The sequence below is a fragment of the Mesorhizobium sp. M0340 genome (assembly GCF_040321535.1).
Taxonomy (GTDB): domain Bacteria; phylum Pseudomonadota; class Alphaproteobacteria; order Rhizobiales; family Rhizobiaceae; genus Mesorhizobium.
In genome coordinates, this window is sequence record NZ_JAMYRR010000005.1 from 110,912 (window position 1) to 127,497 (window position 16,586).

16 protein-coding genes are annotated in these 16,586 nt (G+C 63.6%); 1 reads left to right on the forward strand and 15 read right to left on the reverse strand.

Going from position 1 to position 16,586, the window contains the following annotated elements; all coding sequences use genetic code 11:
* Nucleotides 1-5: 5 nt before the first annotated feature.
* From NKI79_RS09385 to NKI79_RS09410, 6 genes are read right to left on the reverse strand one after another with little or no spacing between them, the layout of a single operon-like run.
* Nucleotides 6-938, reverse strand: coding sequence for a glycoside hydrolase 5 family protein (locus NKI79_RS09385; protein ID WP_254818810.1), 933 nt, complete (start codon nucleotides 936-938; stop codon nucleotides 6-8).
* The gene (locus tag NKI79_RS09390) at nucleotides 931-1,692 is read right to left on the reverse strand and encodes a TIGR04290 family methyltransferase (RefSeq protein WP_254818809.1); all 762 of its coding nucleotides are present in this window, start codon (nucleotides 1,690-1,692) and stop codon (nucleotides 931-933) included. The genes NKI79_RS09385 and NKI79_RS09390 overlap by 8 nt, the downstream gene beginning before the upstream one ends.
* Before the next feature lie 2 nt (nucleotides 1,693-1,694).
* Entirely contained in the window at nucleotides 1,695-2,495 is an 801-nt protein-coding gene (locus NKI79_RS09395; protein ID WP_352645229.1) for a nucleotidyltransferase family protein, read from the reverse strand.
* Nucleotides 2,495-3,598: a CgeB family protein gene (locus NKI79_RS09400; protein WP_352688582.1), complete on the reverse strand. Its 1,104-nt coding sequence runs from the start codon at nucleotides 3,596-3,598 to the stop codon at nucleotides 2,495-2,497. The genes NKI79_RS09395 and NKI79_RS09400 overlap by 1 nt, the downstream gene beginning before the upstream one ends.
* Before the next feature lie 15 nt (nucleotides 3,599-3,613).
* The gene (locus NKI79_RS09405) at nucleotides 3,614-4,210 is read right to left on the reverse strand and encodes a histidine phosphatase family protein (protein ID WP_352801257.1); all 597 of its coding nucleotides are present in this window, start codon (nucleotides 4,208-4,210) and stop codon (nucleotides 3,614-3,616) included.
* A complete protein-coding gene (locus NKI79_RS09410) occupies nucleotides 4,207-5,310 on the reverse strand; it encodes an inositol-3-phosphate synthase (protein WP_352801259.1) in 1,104 nt (367 codons plus the stop codon). Before NKI79_RS09410 ends, NKI79_RS09405 begins: the two co-directional genes overlap by 4 nt.
* A 159-nt stretch (nucleotides 5,311-5,469) precedes the next feature.
* On the opposite strand from NKI79_RS09410, the gene NKI79_RS09415 reads away from it, so the two are divergent.
* Complete coding sequence (locus NKI79_RS09415) at nucleotides 5,470-7,302, forward strand: hypothetical protein (protein ID WP_352801261.1); 1,833 nt, start codon at nucleotides 5,470-5,472, stop codon at nucleotides 7,300-7,302.
* Here NKI79_RS09415 and NKI79_RS09420 read toward each other — a convergent pair.
* The 9 genes from NKI79_RS09420 to NKI79_RS09460 are packed head-to-tail and all read right to left on the reverse strand — an operon-like array spanning nucleotide 7,239 to nucleotide 16,502.
* The gene (locus NKI79_RS09420) at nucleotides 7,239-7,598 is read right to left on the reverse strand and encodes a hypothetical protein (protein WP_352801263.1); all 360 of its coding nucleotides are present in this window, start codon (nucleotides 7,596-7,598) and stop codon (nucleotides 7,239-7,241) included. The genes NKI79_RS09415 and NKI79_RS09420 overlap by 64 nt on opposite strands.
* Nucleotides 7,546-8,592, reverse strand: a complete 1,047-nt coding sequence (locus tag NKI79_RS09425) for a UDP-glucuronic acid decarboxylase family protein (protein ID WP_254818803.1) — start codon at nucleotides 8,590-8,592, stop codon at nucleotides 7,546-7,548. Before NKI79_RS09425 ends, NKI79_RS09420 begins: the two co-directional genes overlap by 53 nt.
* Nucleotides 8,593-8,615: 23 nt before the next feature.
* Nucleotides 8,616-9,725 (reverse strand): CgeB family protein, encoded by a 1,110-nt coding sequence (locus NKI79_RS09430; protein ID WP_352801265.1) that lies wholly within the window; start codon nucleotides 9,723-9,725, stop codon nucleotides 8,616-8,618.
* Nucleotides 9,722-10,816, reverse strand: a complete 1,095-nt coding sequence (locus NKI79_RS09435) for a CgeB family protein (protein WP_254818801.1) — start codon at nucleotides 10,814-10,816, stop codon at nucleotides 9,722-9,724. Before NKI79_RS09435 ends, NKI79_RS09430 begins: the two co-directional genes overlap by 4 nt.
* Nucleotides 10,813-11,943: a CgeB family protein gene (locus NKI79_RS09440; protein WP_352801267.1), complete on the reverse strand. Its 1,131-nt coding sequence runs from the start codon at nucleotides 11,941-11,943 to the stop codon at nucleotides 10,813-10,815. The genes NKI79_RS09435 and NKI79_RS09440 overlap by 4 nt, the downstream gene beginning before the upstream one ends.
* A gap of 2 nt (nucleotides 11,944-11,945) precedes the next feature.
* Nucleotides 11,946-13,046, reverse strand: a complete 1,101-nt coding sequence (locus NKI79_RS09445) for a glycosyltransferase family 4 protein (RefSeq protein ID WP_352801269.1) — start codon at nucleotides 13,044-13,046, stop codon at nucleotides 11,946-11,948.
* On the reverse strand, nucleotides 13,031-14,323 hold the full coding sequence (locus NKI79_RS09450; RefSeq protein ID WP_352801271.1) for a TIGR04295 family B12-binding domain-containing radical SAM protein: 1,293 nt from the start codon (nucleotides 14,321-14,323) through the stop codon (nucleotides 13,031-13,033). Before NKI79_RS09450 ends, NKI79_RS09445 begins: the two co-directional genes overlap by 16 nt.
* Nucleotides 14,320-15,399 (reverse strand): NAD-dependent epimerase/dehydratase family protein, encoded by a 1,080-nt coding sequence (locus NKI79_RS09455; RefSeq protein ID WP_352801273.1) that lies wholly within the window; start codon nucleotides 15,397-15,399, stop codon nucleotides 14,320-14,322. Before NKI79_RS09455 ends, NKI79_RS09450 begins: the two co-directional genes overlap by 4 nt.
* A complete protein-coding gene (locus tag NKI79_RS09460) occupies nucleotides 15,396-16,502 on the reverse strand; it encodes an NAD-dependent epimerase/dehydratase family protein (protein WP_352801275.1) in 1,107 nt (368 codons plus the stop codon). Before NKI79_RS09460 ends, NKI79_RS09455 begins: the two co-directional genes overlap by 4 nt.
* Between the last annotated feature and the right edge of the window lie 84 nt (nucleotides 16,503-16,586).

The window sequence follows — 16,586 nt, forward strand, 5'->3', positions numbered from 1 at the left end:
GCTCCTCACGCCGCGGAGGCGCGTAGCCTGCCGACGGAAGGGGCAGCGATGCTGCCGGCATAGCGGCGCGTCATTGCCGCGCAGAACTCGGCGAATTCCTCCGGCACCAGCGGCGGACTGCTGTGGTGCGGCATCATTCCGCGATGCTCCGGCGTGAAGCAGAAAGTAACGGTCACGTCGAAGTCGGCCAGCGCCTCGATCTGCCGGTCGAACCAGTCAAGCGCATTCGGCCTGAAGCTGTCGGCCCAGGAAAGCCCGGTACGCAGATTGGTGACACCGAGGCGTTTCATCCAGGCAACGGCGTCATCAAGCCGGTGATCTTCGAAATGGAACCACTGCACCAGTCCTAATGCCGGCGTGTGGTGCAGGAACTCCTCGAGCGCGGGCTTTGGCGTGCCGTCCTGGCGAAGCAGGCCCATGTAGAAATGGCGATAGTAAGACGAGCCTTCCGCCTCGCGATGGCGCGTCGTCGCTTCCCACTCGCGCGGCAGGTCGTAGAGGCTGTACCATTGGATGCGCGGTGCGTTGCCGATCAGCAATTCCGCGGTCCGGCGCAGGCCCCAGACCTGTACCTCCTCGGCGCCGAAGGTCGACACGCCGACCTCGCTGACCCATACCGGAAGATCGGTGACAGCCGAGATCTCGCCGACCTTCTGCGGCCATTCGTGGATCTGCCAGAGGTTCCAGTCGAGCGGAAAGCCGTGCACGGCGACCGCGTCGACGTGATCGAGCACGCCGAATTCCTTCATCCGTGTCATGAAGCCGGCATCGATCGGCGAGATGCCGCCCAGCACCTTGGTCAAGGCGGGATTCTCCGCCGCGATTGCGTCGGCGGCCAGGATTGCCGTAGCGGCGAAGCGGCTCCAGTCGGGGTCGAGCTCGGGATCCCAGTGGGATTTGTTGTTGGGCTCGTTCCAGATCATCGCGGCTTCAATCATTTATCTGTCCTTTCGACGGGTAGACGGCGCCGCCGCCGGCCGGCACGTCGGCGGTGCGGCAGAAATAGACCTCCTGTTCCGGTTGCAGCACGATCTTGAAGCCGGCGCTGCGAAGCATGGCTTCGGTGCATGCGCGATTGGGAATCCACCAGTTGGTCGGGTCGTCGGCGTAACGATACTCGATGAAATGCAGCTTTGGGAATTCCGGCCGGTCGAACAGGTCGTGGGTCCAGAAATGATAGTTCTGCTCGAGCGCCGGCACGTTGGTGCTGCCGCGCTGCATCGACTGGAAGATCATCAGGTCCTTGGCGACGTGCTCCCGGATCAGATCGAGTGCGAGCAGAGGATGGCGCAAATGGTAGAGCACGCCCATGAACAGCACGATGTCGAACCGCTCATGCAGGGCGCCAACGTCGTAGACCGAGAGCTGCCGGAATTCGATGTCGCAGTCTGCTACCTCGGCGGCAAAGCGCGCCTGCGCCAGGTAAGCTTCATCGAAGTCGATGCCTAGCACGCGGCCGGCGCCGCGACGTTTCATCTCGATCGAGTAGAAACCCGCATTGCAGCCTATGTCGAGCACCGCCTTACCGGAAAGATCGGCGGGAATCGCGTCGGCGAATTTGCGCCATTTGATCAGCGGATAATTGCCAAGGAAATGGTCGGGAGCGGTTTCGATGCCGGCCAGCTCCATATTGTGGAACCATGGGCCGAGCGCATCGATACGGCGGCGGATCTCGGCATCGGAATGCAGCATGGCTAGCCTCCTTCGCCTGCGAGGATAGGGACGTGCTGGTGGCCGGGCAGCGTAATGGCGGCTTGGCCGTCCTGGGTACCGGCGGCGCTTTCAAGCAGCCGCAATGCGGTGCGGTAACCGTTGAAGGTGCCGACGTCGACATAAGCGGTGCCAGCCTTGATGCCATAGGCTTCGCCCCCGGCGGCGAGATAGGCGTTGACCAGCGTGCCGATATATTCGTCGCACCGGTCCCGTTCCCGCCACAGCGCGGCGAGCTGATGAAGGGTGCGGCCGGGCATCTTGAACGCACCCCAGATCCAGTTCGACGCGGCATTCTGTTGCTTGACCTGGATTTGCTTCACCCGGCCGTCCTCGTCGACAACGACGGCATCGAAGAACTCCGGCTGGTCCACCGGAAACAGCAGGAAGGACAGGCCGTCGTCCGGGAGGGCCAGGAAGCCGTCTTCGGGAAACCAGATCGTGTCGGGCAACCCGACCAGAACGGTCTCGTCGGCTGCGACGAGCGGTGCGGCGCGGAAGATGGCGTCGCAAAGGCCGACCGGAGAAGGCTGCACCACAAACAGAGCGGCCGCGTCGGCATAGCCGGCAGAATAATATTCCAGGATATCCGACTTACCCGAGCCGATGACGAAACAGATCTTGTCGGCCCCAGCGCGGACCATGCGGCGCACCAGGTATTCGCTGACCGCGCAAGGTCGCTCGGTGTTGCCGTCGATGCGGCTGCCGACCGGCAGAAGCTCCTTCGAAAAGCCGAGCGGCTGGATGCGGCTTCCCCGTCCGGCTGCGGGCACGATGCCCAACATCAAACTGCCTCCTTCAACGGCTCGCCATGCGTGGAGCCGTGCAGTGCATCGGACAGGATGCGGTCGAATTCCTTCGCACGCCGCGCGGAGGTGTGTTCGTCCAGCACCCGCTCGCGCGCACGGCGGCGGATCGCGTCAAGCTCCGCGTCGGACAGGTCGAGCGCGGCGACCACGTCGTCGGTGCTGTTGGCCACGACGATCTCTTCGCCGGGCCGGAAAAAGGCCTCCAGTCCGGGCCATGTATCGCTCACCATCGCAGCCCCGCAGGCGGCGGCTTCGAACAGCCGGCCGGAAGGACACCAGCCCCGTTCGGCCATCGCCTCGCGGGTCACGTTCAGGGTCAGTCGTGAAGATGAAAAGAAGGCGGGGTGGTCGGCCGGCGGCAGATGCCGGACGAAGAAAATATTGTCGCTCCACGGGAATTCCTGCGGATATTGTGCGCCGCCAATAATGAAACGGCGATCCGGCAGGCGCGCAGCCGGGCTGACCAGCAACCTCTCGACCCCGGCCTGGCGGTCTGCCGCATAGGTTCCAAGATAGGACAGGTCGCCGGCAAACTCCGGCCTGGGCGGGGCGGGCCGGTGTCGCTCTGGATCGACATGGCCGTAGAGCGGCATGACGCGGCGTGCACCCAGCGTCGACCTCAATGCGTCGATCGCGGTTCCTCCCGTGTAGCTCAGCACGAGATCGAAATCGCGAAGCCCTTCCGGCCCGAAATAGGCCGGAGGCTCGCCTTGTTCGATCCGCGCCAGCGTCACCGGCGTGTCCAGATCGTAGAAGACCTTCAGCCCGCGACAGGCCTGGTGAGCAAGGCGCGACGCGCTCACGGCATCGGGGCAATAGGAGGTGACGATGACGACATCGGCCTCTTTCATCGCCTGCTCGGCAACGCGCTGGATGTCCTCCCAATCCGGGTAAAGGACAAGGTTGCCGCCATCCAACTGGTCGAGATCGCGTGTACCGGCATAATAGGGGGTGTTGCGTTCGAAGAAGGTGATGGACCAGCCCAGCCCGGCCATCGCCCGGATCAATCCGCGCCACAGCGTGGCGTGGCCGTTGCCCCACGACGATGTCACGGTAAGACCGAAAATGACCATGCGCATCCGGCAAATTCCTCGTCAGGCAGCTTCGTTGAGTCTGATCAGCTTCGACCCCCAGTCCCCCCAAACAACCGTGGTGATCGACGCTGGGTCGATATCGAAGCGAAAGCAGTTCCCCAGCGACAGGCCGAGCACTTTGCACACCGCGGCCTTGATGATGTCGGCATGGCTGACCAGTGCAACGCATTGGTTCTGGTAGGTGCCGCGGACCTGTTCGATCAGCAAGACGACGCGTTGCTGCACGTCTAGCATGGTCTCGCCGCTCGGCGTTCTCGCCTGCTGACGCTGGTCGTTCCACGCTCGCCAGTCGGCATCCTTGTTCAGCTCCTCGAAGGTCTTTCCCGACCAGGTGCCGAAGTCGATCTCATCGAGTTCCTCGCGGATCACGATTTCACCGGCATTACAGGCGAGCGCCATCGGATTGGCAGTCTCCTGCGTGCGTTCGCGCGGGCTGCAGAAGATTGCCGCTACCGGCTCGCGTGCCATACGGTCAGCCAGATGGGAGGCCTGTGCCCTGCCGGCTTGGCCGAGGCAAACGCCGGCCATCCGCCCGGCAAGATAACAGCCGACATTGTCGTGCGCGGCGTGGCGCACCAGAAAAAACGTCGTCGTCATTCCGCCGCATCGAGCATCGGCTCGTCCTTGCCGGCGATGAAAGAGAGCGTGCGCTGGCGGGCTTCCGCGTCGGTGAACTGCTCGGGCGGCGATTTCATGAAATAGCTGCATGGGCCGGTCAGCGCGCCCGCGATGCCGCGGTCGAGCGCCAGCTTGGCGCAACGCACCGCATCGATGACGACGCCGGCCGAATTGGGCGAATCCCACACTTCCAGCTTGAGCTCGGCATTTAGCGGCACGCCGCCGAAGGTCGTGCCTTCGACCCGGATATAGGCCCACTTGCGGTCGGTCAGCCACGGAACATGGTCGCTCGGCCCGACGTGAATGTTGCCGGGCTCCAGGGGGACGTCGATCTGGCTGGTGACGGATTGCGTCTTTGAGATCTTTTTTGATTCCAGCCGCTCGCGCTCCAGCATGTTGAGGAAGTCGGTGTTGCCGCCGAAATTGAGCTGGTAGGTGCGATCGATGCGCACGCCGCGCTCACGGAACAGGTTGGCGAGCAGCCGGTGGACGATCGTCGCACCGACCTGGCTCTTGATGTCGTCGCCGATCAGCGGCAGCCCGTGCTGCTCGAAGCGCCGGCGCCACTCTGGCCGCGAGGCGATGAAGACTGGTATGCAGTTGACGAAGGCGCAGCCCCCCTCGAGCGCGCACTCGGCATAAAAGCGTGTTGCCTCCTCCGAACCGACAGGCAGATAGGACACCAGGATCTCGGTGCCGCTTTCGGCGAGGATCTTGCCGACGTTGGCGACCGGCTCGTCGGCCTCCTCGATCTCGTCGCGCAGATATTTGCCGATGCCGTCCAGCGTCGGTCCGCGTTCGACGCGAACGCCGGTAGGCGCAACATTGGCAAAGCGGAAAGTATTGTTGGGCGCGCTGTAGATCGCGTCTGCCACATCACGTCCGACCTTGCCCTTGGCGACGTCGAAAGCGCAGACCACCTCGATGTCCTTGACATGGTAGCCGCCAAGATCGGCATGCATCAGCCCGGGTATGGGCTCATTGCTCCTTGCGTCGCGGTAATAGGTGATGCCCTGAACAAGGGAGGAGGCGCAGTTGCCGACGCCGACTATTCCGATCCGAACTTTCTTCGATCCCACGAAACCGCTGCCTATGCTGTTGAAGGTAAGTTCTTCGTGCCAAACCGCCTTCCTCCCGGATTGTTCCTTGCCGGCTGTAAAAATCGTGCAACCGACGGTGGATCAAAGTAGCGCCCGCCGAGTTGTGCAGCCGGGGGTGAGGCCAACCGGGACGAGACAATGATCGTCTATGGCGACCACAAGCAAACTGAGAGCGCGCGATACGTTCGCGCCTCGGCTTGCGACGCGGCCGGGCACATCGCGGACATGCCAAGCGGGATCGGACGGCACGCAGCCCTGGTCGGCCTGTTCATCAAGGTCTCGGAATTGGTCCAGGGCCTTGCCGACGCGGAATTCGAGGCCAAGGGCACGGACAGGAATTCCCCACAACGGATCGCGGGCGCAAATCTCCTGGTCGGCTTGGCCCGGGACGTGGGCAGATCGTGGAGAGCCGGATTCGCCGTCGACGGCCCGGTCGATGCCGAAGTACCGCGAATGTTGGCCGAACTCGAATGCGATGGCGACATTCTGACCGGCGCGGCTGAGGGCTACGCTCATTACGGGCTTTATCCGGAGAGCTATTTCGTCGCCGCCCGGCAGTCGGGTCTCGATGCGAACACGTGCGTAATCGGCATCCGCAGCATCGGCCTGGGGCTTGCAGCGATGGTGGCTGCAGCCATCGGCGCGCCAGCACCCGTCAGCGTCCGTCCGACCGGCCACCCGTTTCGCAGGCGGCTTGCCGCCGATCCGGAGCTGATCGGGGGCTGGATGGCGAAGCCGTCGGCCCGCTTTGCCATCGTCGATGAGGGCCCGGGTCTGTCCGGCAGCTCGTTCCATGCCGTCGTCGCATGGCTACAAGCGCTGGGCATCGATGCCAGACGCATCCATCTGTTCCCAAGTCATTTGGGTGGCCCGGGCCCCGAGACATCGGCGGACATCCGTGAGGCATGGACGGTGTGCCAAAAACACACCGCGGATTTCGAACGGACTTTCCCCGCTGGATCCGCTCTGCCGGCGCTGCGGGATTGGGTGGCTAGAATGATCGGCCGCACAGCGGTCAGCCTGATGGAAATATCCGCCGGAGAGTGGCGTCGCTTGCATTATGGCTCGCAGGATCAGTGGCCGCCCGTTCATCGCGGCTTCGAGCGGCGGAAGTTCCTCGCTTCCGCCGGCCGGGAAAAATGGTCGGTCAAATTCGTCGGCCTCGGTGAAATCGGAATGCACAAGGCCGAGACCGCCAGGAGGCTGCACGACGCAGGCTTTGGCCCGGAAGTCGCGGGGCTGTGCCATGGCTTTCTGGTCGAACGTTGGATCGACGGCACAACGCTGGACCGGGCAACGCTTTCGAACGAAAAATTGGTCGCTCACCTGGCGGGCTATTTCGCCTGGCGCGCAGCCAATCTGCCCGCCTCGGAGCCAGGTGCCTCGCTGGAGGCGCTTGCGGACATGGCCGTGCGGAATACAAGTGAGGCGCTGGGCGAACGCCGCGCGGCGGAGCTGCAGACCTGGTTCTCGAAACAGGCTCCCCCCAAGACCATGCAGCGGGTCCAGATCGACGGGCGGCTTCATCCGTGGGAGTTCATCCTTTCGCGCAGTGGAACGCTGGTCAAGACGGACGCCCTCGATCATTGCCGATCGCACGATCTGATCGGCTGCCAGGACATCGCCTGGGACATTGCCGGCGCCCGTGTCGAGTACAGCCTCTCCGACCCGGCGACTGGGGCGCTTTGCAAGGCCGTGGAAGCGAGAGCCTCCCGTCCCGTCGATGCCAATCTGGTTCAATACTTTGAGCCCTGCTATCTTGCGTTCCAGCTTGGCTTGTGGAGCATGGCTGCACGATCTGGCGATGATCGGGAACAGATCCGGCTGGCGGCCGCGGCAAGACGTTATACCTCGATGTTGCTTCGTTTCCTGGAGAACCAAGGGGAACTGCGGCCCTTCGACCAGGATCAATCCAGCCGGCGAAGCATATCCGCTTCCTTTTCGAGGATAGCGACTACCTCCTCGCGCTGAAGATGCGTCATCATCAGGCTCACGCAGCATTCCAGATAGGTGATGGAGGCGCGCCGCAGGAAGGCAGCCGTCTCCTTCGCGGCCATTTGCTCGATGTCTTTGGCGGATCGCTTCGGATGCACAATCGTCTCCATGCCGGTACCTTGGCAGAACCAGAAGCTGGACGGGTTGTTCCCGCGACGAGAAAAAGTGACCAAATCCGAAACGACCGCGCGATCATGCAGCGGCCAGACGCTCCCCGCCTCAGGCTGGCAGGTTTTGCAGCCGGCCTGAGGCAGAACGCACGGTGGCGGCAATTTGACGTCTTCTGTCGATCATCTGCGCCGTCTCAAGCTCGGCAAAATAGCCGATCGTGCGCATCAAACCTTGCCTGAGCGGCACTTTTGGCGACCAGCCGAGAAGCTTCTTTGCGCGGGATATGTCGGGTTGCCGACGACGAGGATCGTCTTGTGGCAGCGGCAGGAATTTCAGGCCCGATTTGGTTGCGGTCATGCCTCTCACCAGGCTCGCCAGTTGCAGGATGGTGAACTCCCCCGGATTGCCCAGATTGACTGGCTGGCGTGGATTGGGATCGACCTCCATCAACCGGATCAAGCCGTCGACCAGATCGGAAACGTAGCAGAACGACCTGGTCTGCAGCCCGTCGCCGAATATCGTCAGCGGCCGTCTCTCGAGTGCCTGCATGATCAGATTGGAAACGATCCGTCCGTCCGCAGGGTCCATCCTGGGGCCGTAGGTGTTGAAGATGCGCGCGACACGGATATCGGCTTTTCCCATTCTCAAATAATCGAAGCATAAGGTTTCGGCGGTGCGCTTGCCTTCGTCATAGCAGGCGCGGGGGCCGATGCAGTTCACGTGGCCGACATAGTCTTCCTTCTGCGGATGCTGTTCGGGATCGCCATAAATTTCGCTGGTGGACGCCTGCAGGAAGCGGGCGCCACTACGGGCGGCGAGCTCCAGCAGATTGAGCGTCCCGATGACACAAGTCCGCGTCGTGTGGACCGGGTCGGCCTGGTAACGCGGCGGCGATGCCGCGCATGCCATGTTGAAGATGCGATCCACCGGTTCGCCAAGCTCCAACGGCCGGCAAATGTCTTGCTCGATCAGCCGAAAATCCGGACGATCGGCGATCGATGCTATGTTCTCCATGCGGCCGGTAAGGAAATTGTCGACGCAGATCACGCGCCAGCCGGCCTGGAGCATTGTCTCGCAAAGATGCGAACCGAGGAAGCCGGCGCCGCCGGCGACAAGTACGGTCCTGGTCCGTTGCGCCTTTCTTGATAGCTGCATCTCTATCTTCTCCCGTCTGCGGGTCATGCTGCGCTCTCGACGTCCAGATCGAGAACAGAACGTGGCGATTTGGCCTGCGCCAACAGCGCAACGAATTCGCGGGCTCTTGCGATGCTAGTGTGAGCTGCCAGGATGAGCACGCGCGCCTGCTTGGCCATGGCAAGCCGGGCGCCGTCGGATTCTCCAGACAGGATACCGATTACGTCCTCGGTCCTGCGCGCCGTGTGGATCGTCCGCCCTGGAAACAGGCTGTCCAGTCCGGCCCAGCAATCGCTGATGATCGCCGTGCCGCAGGCGGCTGCCTCGAAGAGTCGCACGCTGGGCGACCATCCGGCCGCGATCATGGAACTGCGCGTGACGTTCAACGTGTAGCGTTGGCGGCTGTAAAAGGCGGCATGGTCTGCCGGCGGCAGGTGTTCGATGCGATCGACATTGTCCGGCCAGGCGATTTCGCGCGGATATTGCGAGCCGGCAACGACGAAGCGACGCTGCGGCATGCGACGCGCCGGTTCGAACAGCAGGGCCTCCAGCGCCGTCTGGCGGTCGGGGCTGTAAGTGCCGAGATAGCCGAGATCCCAGCGGATCGGGTCGCCGGTTCCGTGATGCCGTTCCGGGTCGACGGAGCAGTAGAGCGGCTCGGCCCGCCTCGCGCCGAATTCCGCCGTCAGACGGGCAAGCGTCGGCCCGCCGGTGAAAGAGAAGTAGACATCGAAATACGGGACCTGCCGCCTGGCAATATACTCGCAATCATCGCTTGAAAGCTTTGCCAGCGTGACCGGCGTGTCGATGTCATAGAAGCAGAACTGACCCGTGCACAGCGATGCCACGATGTCGATGATTTCAGGGCCTTGCGGAACGAAGGAGCCGACGACCACGATATCGGCATCGCGCAGGCAGCGCGCAAAATTGCGGCGAAGATCATCGGTCGTTTCATAGTAGCGCAACGCGCAGAAATCGGGATCGCGCAGATCCCGGTGACTTGCGTACCACGGCACGTCGCGTTCGAGAAAGGTGACGCGGTGACCGAGTTCGTGGAGACCTTTAAGCAGCCCCCGAAAGGTGGTGGCGTGGCCGTTTCCCCAGGACGAGGAGAGCGACAGCCCAAGAAAGACGATGTCGAGCGGCTTCGTCATTCGGCCGCCTCCACGGTCGGACGCTCGAAATGGCGCCTGAAAATGGCGTCGGCCAAAACGGCCCGTGTCGTATAGGTATGTTCGCCAAGTACCCGCCGAAGCGCGGATGCCCCGATCGCCTTGGCCCGTTCGGCGCTAAGGCTTTGCATGATCTCGGCGACGTCCTCGCCATCGCGCGCGACCAGGATTTCCTCGCCGGGTTTCAGGAACAGGTCCACACCGAGCCAGGCGTCGGTGATGAGGCACGCGCCGGCGCCGGCTGCCTCGAACACGCGCGTCGCAGGTGAGAAGCCATTGGCCGCCATGCTGTCGCGGCTGATGTTGAGCACCGCCTTGGCCGTGACGTTCAGTGCATTGTGGTCACGCGTGCCGACATGGCCGAGCCATCGGACATTGGCGGGCATCTGCTTGTCGCCCCAGCCAGATCCGCCGAGCAGGAAGCGCTGATCGGCCGAGCGGCCCGCCGGGTCGAGGAAGAAGGCCTCGACGCGCGCCTCGCGGTCCGGCAGCCGGTTGCCGAGGAAGGCGAGATCGCAGGCAAAACGCATATCCTTGCCGACCGGATGATGCGTTTCCGGATCGAGCGCGTTGTAGATCGGCACGCATTCGGCCGCCCCCATGGCCCGATAGGCCCAGACCACCGGGTCGCCGCCGCCATAGGTCAGCACGAGGTCGATTTCCTGCAGCGCGCGATGCAGCGGATGGTCGGGCTCGTCGCGCAACTGGCCGAGCGTCGCCGGCGCATCGACATCCCAGAATACGGTCAGCGCATCGGCACGGGCGTGATCGAGCACCGCCCGCAGCAGCGCGTCGTCGGCGAAACCGACGCCACTCGCCTTGACGACGATATCCGCCTCCGCCGCCCGCGCCGCCACCTGCATCATGGCATGCGGGGTGGCCTCGTAGACGACCACGGCACACCAGTCCGGCGCCTCGATGTCGCGGTTTTTCTGGCGATCGTAGACGTCCGGCTCGTAGAAGGTGATGTCATAGCCGAGCCTTGCCAGGGCCTTGAGCAATCCGCGGTAATAGGTTGCCGCGCCGTTCCAATAGGACGACAGCAGGCTCGATCCGTAGAATGCGATCTTCATTCGGCGGCCTCCTTTGCAAGGATCGTGTCGGCGGCTTGGCGGTGCCCGCATTCGGCGAGCACGCCGAACAATTCATCCGCCCGGTGCCGGCATGTGTGCCGCAGGCGGATGGTCTCGAGGCCCGACGTCGCCAGAGAAGCGGCGAGATCCGCATCGTGCAGCACGGCGCGAAGATGACGCCGCATCTCGAAGCCATTATTTGCAAACAAGAAATCGGTGCCGGGCCTGAACAAGCGTTCGACATCGGACCAGGGCGCCGAAACAAGCGGAATGCCGCAGGCGAGCGCCTCGAACATGCGGATGGTCGGGATGCCGGGCAGGCTTTCGCGATATGGACGCCGCGGGATGTGAACCGTGATGCGGTTCGCCGCGAATGCCTTCGGCACGTCGGTATTGGCGATCCAGCCTTCGTAGCGCAGGCCGGCGGCCGCAAGGTCGGCGAGCGCCTCCCGCGGATAGCGAACACCGTGGACCGTTCCGCTCAGGCCGAGCTCACGTACCGGGCCGACCAGGAACTCCCTGATTTCGGCGCTGCGCTCGTCGTCGCCCCAATTGCCGATCCAGATAAGGTCGGAACTACGCTCGATTTCAGGATGCGGCCGGAACAGGTGGTCATCGGCTGCCTCGTGCCAGGTGAAGACCCGCTTGCCCCATCCGGCACGGAGATAGCTTTCCCGCAGCGCCTCGCCGAAGGCGAGCACGCCGTCATAATGTTCAAGCCGCAAGGAGGAGATCGCTTGCGTGGCCGATATGGCGCGATGGTGCGTGTCGTGGAACAGCAGCGTGAAACGCCCGCCATTCGCTTTCGCCCTGCCCAGCCGCGCGACAAGACCCGGCTCGGTCCACTCATGCACGATCACCACATCGGCATCGGAGATCCAGGCTTCGTGGTCGAAGCCGGCGTCATAGGTGACCGGCATCAACTCGGGAAAGTCCTTCCGGAATCGTTCGATCGCGAAGGATCCTTTCTCGGCCAGCAGGTTCGACCGGCTCCAGCCGTCGGCGGGCTCCAGCGCGATAGCTTTGTGCCCGCGCGCGACCAGCTCACGCATGATGCCGCGCAGGAAATGTGCGTTGCCGTGGTTCCAGTCGGAAACGATCGAATGGGTGTAGAACAAAAACCGCATAGTCAACTATCCGCCATGGTGGCCAGGGCCGCCTTGTCGTAGACGCCGCGCATGGCGGTCGCCTGTCTTGCCAATGAAAATCTGCGGCTTCGGCGGGCCGCTGCCTCACCGAGTTCTCGCCGGCGCTGCGCGTCGCTGCAAAGGCTGCTGATGCATCTGGCGAGATCGCCCGGATCGCGCGCGTCGTAGAACATGGCCGCGCCGTCCCAAAGTTCACGATAGGTCGAAATATCGGCGAGCACCAAAGGCGTCTTCGACATCGCGGCTTCCAGCGTGGCCAGACCGAACGGTTCGTAGAGCGACGGCGATACGAAAATGCCGGCCCGCGCCATCAGCGGGCGCACTTCCTCATGCGGTACCGGCCCGACGGGAACGGCGTGGCTGAAGCCAACATGCTGGCCGTCCGGCCCTTGCAGCGAGCCGGCGACGAAGATCGGCCATTGCGTCAGGGAGGCGGCCCGGTCCAGCACCGCCGCATTCTTTCCTTCGTCCCACCAGCGCGCGGCGGCGAAAACGACCGATTCCCGCCTTTCGCTCTTCGGCCCGGGCCGTGCACCGTTGCCGACGACGCTCAGGCGGGCGATCGGCCCGTAGCAGGTTTCCAGCATGTCGGCATGGCTGCGGCTGGGTGCAACGACAATGCCTGCTTCGTCGAGACCGCGCCGGTTGCGGTCCTTCTGCCAGGCCCAATCGCCGTCCGCCGCATGTCCCTTGACGGCGTGGAACCATGTCACCACGCAGGAATGCGACACCGCCACGACCGGGCAGGGCACGTCGAGCCCCGCAGCCTGCGTCGGCGCGTTGAGATGGACGATGTCGATGGCGTAGTCACGGATGAGCGGGAGCAGCTCCTGCTGCAATGTGTCGAGGTCGTGCTCGTCGCGGGTCATCCAGTCGGGCGGCGTGTTGAGCCAGGTCAGCGCCGCGAATGACTGTGCCTCCTCGGCCTGCTGCCTGGACGGTTCCGGACCAAGCCCGGCAAACACGACGCTGTCGCCGCCGGCGACCAGTTGCCTGGCCAGATCGAGCGCATAGCGCCAGACGCCGCCGACGGCATCGACAGTCATCAGGATGCGACGCGGCGGGCTCAGTGTCCGCAACATGTGGCCTCCAATTCAGCCAGCGGACGCGGACGCTCCTCCTGGATGTCGCTGAACGTCCGGAAGGCGGCGAGGTAATGTTCATGCGCGCGCTCCCAGGCGAGGTCGTCCGGCTCGCCCCAAAGTTCGCGGTAGCTGGGCGAACTCGGATAAGGATAAAGCGGCACCGGTTCGTTGGCCCAAACGCCGTTGTCGATCAGGTGCTTTCGCCAATAGTCGACCAGCGCGGGATCGTCTTCGACCACGCCGATGAGATTGGCCTGAACGAACGGCACATGGCGCCTTGCGTCGACCAGCAACGCAGCCAGTTCCTCGGTTCCCAGCCGGCAGCGTTTTGCCAGCATGGCGCGGCCTTCCACCGTCAGGCTTTCGAGCCCCGCCTCGATCGAGACGCAGCCGGCTGCGCCGAGCAGTTTCAGCAGTTCCGGTTTCCAAAGGTCGATGCGCGTCTGCACCCCGAACTTCACATCGCGATCGACCAGCGCTTCCAGCAATGCCTTTTGCGGCAGGAATATCTCGTCGATGAAGTAGATGTAGCCGACGCCCTGTGCGATCAGCCGGTCGATCTCGGCGATCACCGCTTCGTGGTTCCGGCGGCGATAGGCGTCGCGGAAATCGATCTTGGCGCAGAAGCTGCAATTATACGGGCAGCCGCGCGAAGCCTCGACCTCGGCGCCAAAGCCGACCTGGTTGTCGTCGAAGCGGTGATGGTGGTGCGAATGGGCGGCAATCCAGTCCGATGGCCATTCGAGCGCTGGGTGATCGATGAACGAGCTCGCATGCACGCCGCCGTTCGAAACCAGTTCTCCATCCTTAAAATGGGCGGTGGACGGCACAGCATTCCAGTCGTTGCGCCGGGCGAGTTCCGCGACCACTTCCTCGCATTCGCCGCGCACGACAATGTCGACGCCAAGCTTGCGCAAAGTCGGCGTCGGCGTCGCCGAGCCATGCGGCCCGACGGCGACGGTGCGGCCGCCGCACCCGGCAAGATGGTTGAGGAACTCAGCTGGCACGCGCAACTCGGGCGGTGCGCAGCGCCAGAACAGGTAGGTCGGCGCGGTGCTGACGACGGTCATATCAGGCTCGAAAGTGGCGACGCGATCGGCAAGCGCGGCATTGTCGAGCTTCTGGATCTGCCCGTCCAGCATCAGTACCTCGTGGCCGGTGGCTTCGAGCAAGGCTTTCGAATAGCCGAGTTCGAGCGGCAGATGCGGCTGGCGGCAGCCGAAATAGATGCTGTCCTGGTAGGTCCAGGACGGATTGACCAGAGCGACCTTCATGCCACGTACCTCGCCGGTTCGGGATGCGGGTCGACGCGATGACGATGCAGCCAGTCGGCGAGGTCGCGGATGCCGTTTCGCCACGAGACATGCGCTTTCCATCCTAGCGCCGCCTCGATCGCGCGTGTGTCGGCGACGAAGAATGGTTGGTCGCCGGTGCGTTCGCGGTCGTAACGGATCGAAACGTCCCGTTTCGTTATGTCGCAAATCTCGTTCAGTAGCATGCGCAGGCTGACGGCGTTTTCCGGTCCGCCGCCGAGATTGAATGCCTGGCCCTTGATTTCCTCGATCCGGTCGAGCACCGCGCGGTAGGCCGCGACCGCATCGGCAACATGCAGGATGTCGCGCACCTGCTTGCCGTCGCCATAGATGGTGATCGGCCGGTCGGAGAACGCGCTAAGCAGGAAATGGGCGACCCAGCCCTGATCCTCCGTCCCGAACTGGCGCGGTCCATAGATGCAGCTCATGCGCAGCACCGCCGTCGGAAGATCGTATGACTTGGCGTAGTCGAGGACATACTGGTCCGCCGCGCCCTTGGAGCAGCCATAGGGCGTGCAGAAATCAAGGCCGCGCGTCTCGTCAATGCCGTGCGCCTGGATGCTGGCGTCGCAAGGCACATATTTGCCGTCGTCTTCGCGCATCGCAATGTCAGCGAGCCGCCCATAGACCTTGTTGGTGCTGGCGAAAACGACGGGGATGCGTTTGCCGCTGCGGCGAGCGGCTTCCAGGACGTTGAACGTTCCGCGCAGGTTGATGTCGAAATCCTCGTCCGGCCGAACCAGGCTCGTGGTGACGGCGGTCTGCGCGGCAAAGTGGAAAACCGCCTTCGAACCAGCCACCAGCGGCATCAGCGCCTCGGCCTCGCGGATGTCGACGATTTCAATGGTGAGACGGCTGCCGTGCTTTTGCGTCAGCCATTCCAAGTTCTGCTCGACGCCGGGACGGCTCAGATTGTCGATGACCAGAACCGGCTCGCCATCCGACAACAGGCTGTCGGCGAGGTTGGAGCCGATGAAGCCGCTGCCGCCGATAATGGCGACGGGCGCTTCGCGAAAATCGGGTGAATCCGGTCTCATGATACCAGCCCTCGCGCTTCGAGTTCCCGCTTCATCTCGGCGCTGCGATCGATGGCGACGGTGTTGCGCACCCATGCGACGAAATCGCCGAGCGAATGCTCCAGCCGGAATTGCGGCTGGAAGCCGAGCAGTTCGCGCGCCTTCGATATGTCGGCAAAGCAATTGCGGATATCGCCGGAGCGTGCCTTGCCGAGGATTTCCGGCTGGCGGCCAGGCACGCCCATTGCTTCGGCGAGCAGCCGGGCGACGTCGCTGACTGCGTAGGCCCGCCCGCTGCCGATGTTGATGACGTGGCTGCGCGCCTGGGGCTGCTCCAGCGCCAGCCGGAAGGCGCGGGCAACGTCGCGCACGTGCACGAAATCGCGCTGCTGTTCGCCGTCCTCGAAAATCAGCGGCCGCTGGCCATTGGCGATGCGCGAGGCGAAGTTCGCCAGGACGCCGGTATACGGGTTCGAGAGCGCCTGTCCGGCGCCGAAGACATTGAACAGGCGCAGTGCCACCGCGTCGATGCCATAGGCTTCACCGAAGATCAGTACGGCGCGTTCCTGGGCGTATTTTGTCAGCGCGTAGATCGAGGCGAGGTCAACCGGTTTCTGCTCGTCCGTGGGCAGCGGCGACAGGACTTCGCCTTCCGGCGACAGGGGATTCCATTGGCCGCTGCGGATATCGTCCGGCTGCCGTCTTGCATTATCGATGCGCCGGCCGTCCGGCGTGGCATAGAGACCCTCGCCATAGACGCTCATCGACGAAGCAACGACGATCCGTTCGATCGGGCGTTTGATCAGCGCTTCCAGCAGCGTGGCGGTGCCGAGGTCGTTGGCGCCGACATAGCGGGCGATCTCGTACATGGACTGGCCGACACCGACTTCGGCCGCCAGGTGAATGATCGCGGCGACATCGTCGACCGCCTCTGCGATGGCCTCGCGATCGCGAACGTCGCCTTTGATCAGCTTGGCGCCTGGCGGCAGGCTGATTGCCTCGCCGCCATGCACCTGGTCCAGCAACGCATCGAGAATTGAAACCCCATAGCCATGTTCAACGAGTTCCTGGGCGACGTGGCGGCCGATAAAACCGCAGCCTCCCGTGACCAGTATACGTTTCACGACAACTCCTCATACGAATGGCTTTGCCGCCCCAAACTTCCGGGCGAAAGGTTTGTTCCCTTGCTTCAACAAAGTTCCCGAGCG

What these genes read in the sequence shown, in the direction of transcription:
- NKI79_RS09405 (WP_352801257.1), bottom strand. Translation starts at nt 4,210, where the DNA reads ATGACGACGACGTTTTTTCTGGTGCGCCACGCCGCGCACGACAATGTC.
- NKI79_RS09440 (WP_352801267.1), bottom strand. Translation starts at nt 11,943, where the DNA reads ATGCGGTTTTTGTTCTACACCCATTCGATCGTTTCCGACTGGAACCAC.
- NKI79_RS09455 (WP_352801273.1), bottom strand. Translation starts at nt 15,399, where the DNA reads ATGAGACCGGATTCACCCGATTTTCGCGAAGCGCCCGTCGCCATTATC.
- NKI79_RS09430 (WP_352801265.1), bottom strand. Translation starts at nt 9,725, where the DNA reads ATGACGAAGCCGCTCGACATCGTCTTTCTTGGGCTGTCGCTCTCCTCG.
- NKI79_RS09435 (WP_254818801.1), bottom strand. Translation starts at nt 10,816, where the DNA reads ATGAAGATCGCATTCTACGGATCGAGCCTGCTGTCGTCCTATTGGAAC.
- NKI79_RS09415 (WP_352801261.1), top strand. Translation starts at nt 5,470, where the DNA reads ATGATCGTCTATGGCGACCACAAGCAAACTGAGAGCGCGCGATACGTT.
- NKI79_RS09400 (WP_352688582.1), bottom strand. Translation starts at nt 3,598, where the DNA reads ATGCGCATGGTCATTTTCGGTCTTACCGTGACATCGTCGTGGGGCAAC.
- NKI79_RS09395 (WP_352645229.1), bottom strand. Translation starts at nt 2,495, where the DNA reads ATGTTGGGCATCGTGCCCGCAGCCGGACGGGGAAGCCGCATCCAGCCG.
- NKI79_RS09390 (WP_254818809.1), bottom strand. Translation starts at nt 1,692, where the DNA reads ATGCTGCATTCCGATGCCGAGATCCGCCGCCGTATCGATGCGCTCGGC.
- NKI79_RS09385 (WP_254818810.1), bottom strand. Translation starts at nt 938, where the DNA reads ATGATTGAAGCCGCGATGATCTGGAACGAGCCCAACAACAAATCCCAC.
- NKI79_RS09445 (WP_352801269.1), bottom strand. Translation starts at nt 13,046, where the DNA reads ATGTTGCGGACACTGAGCCCGCCGCGTCGCATCCTGATGACTGTCGAT.
- NKI79_RS09450 (WP_352801271.1), bottom strand. Translation starts at nt 14,323, where the DNA reads ATGAAGGTCGCTCTGGTCAATCCGTCCTGGACCTACCAGGACAGCATC.
- NKI79_RS09425 (WP_254818803.1), bottom strand. Translation starts at nt 8,592, where the DNA reads ATGCAGCTATCAAGAAAGGCGCAACGGACCAGGACCGTACTTGTCGCC.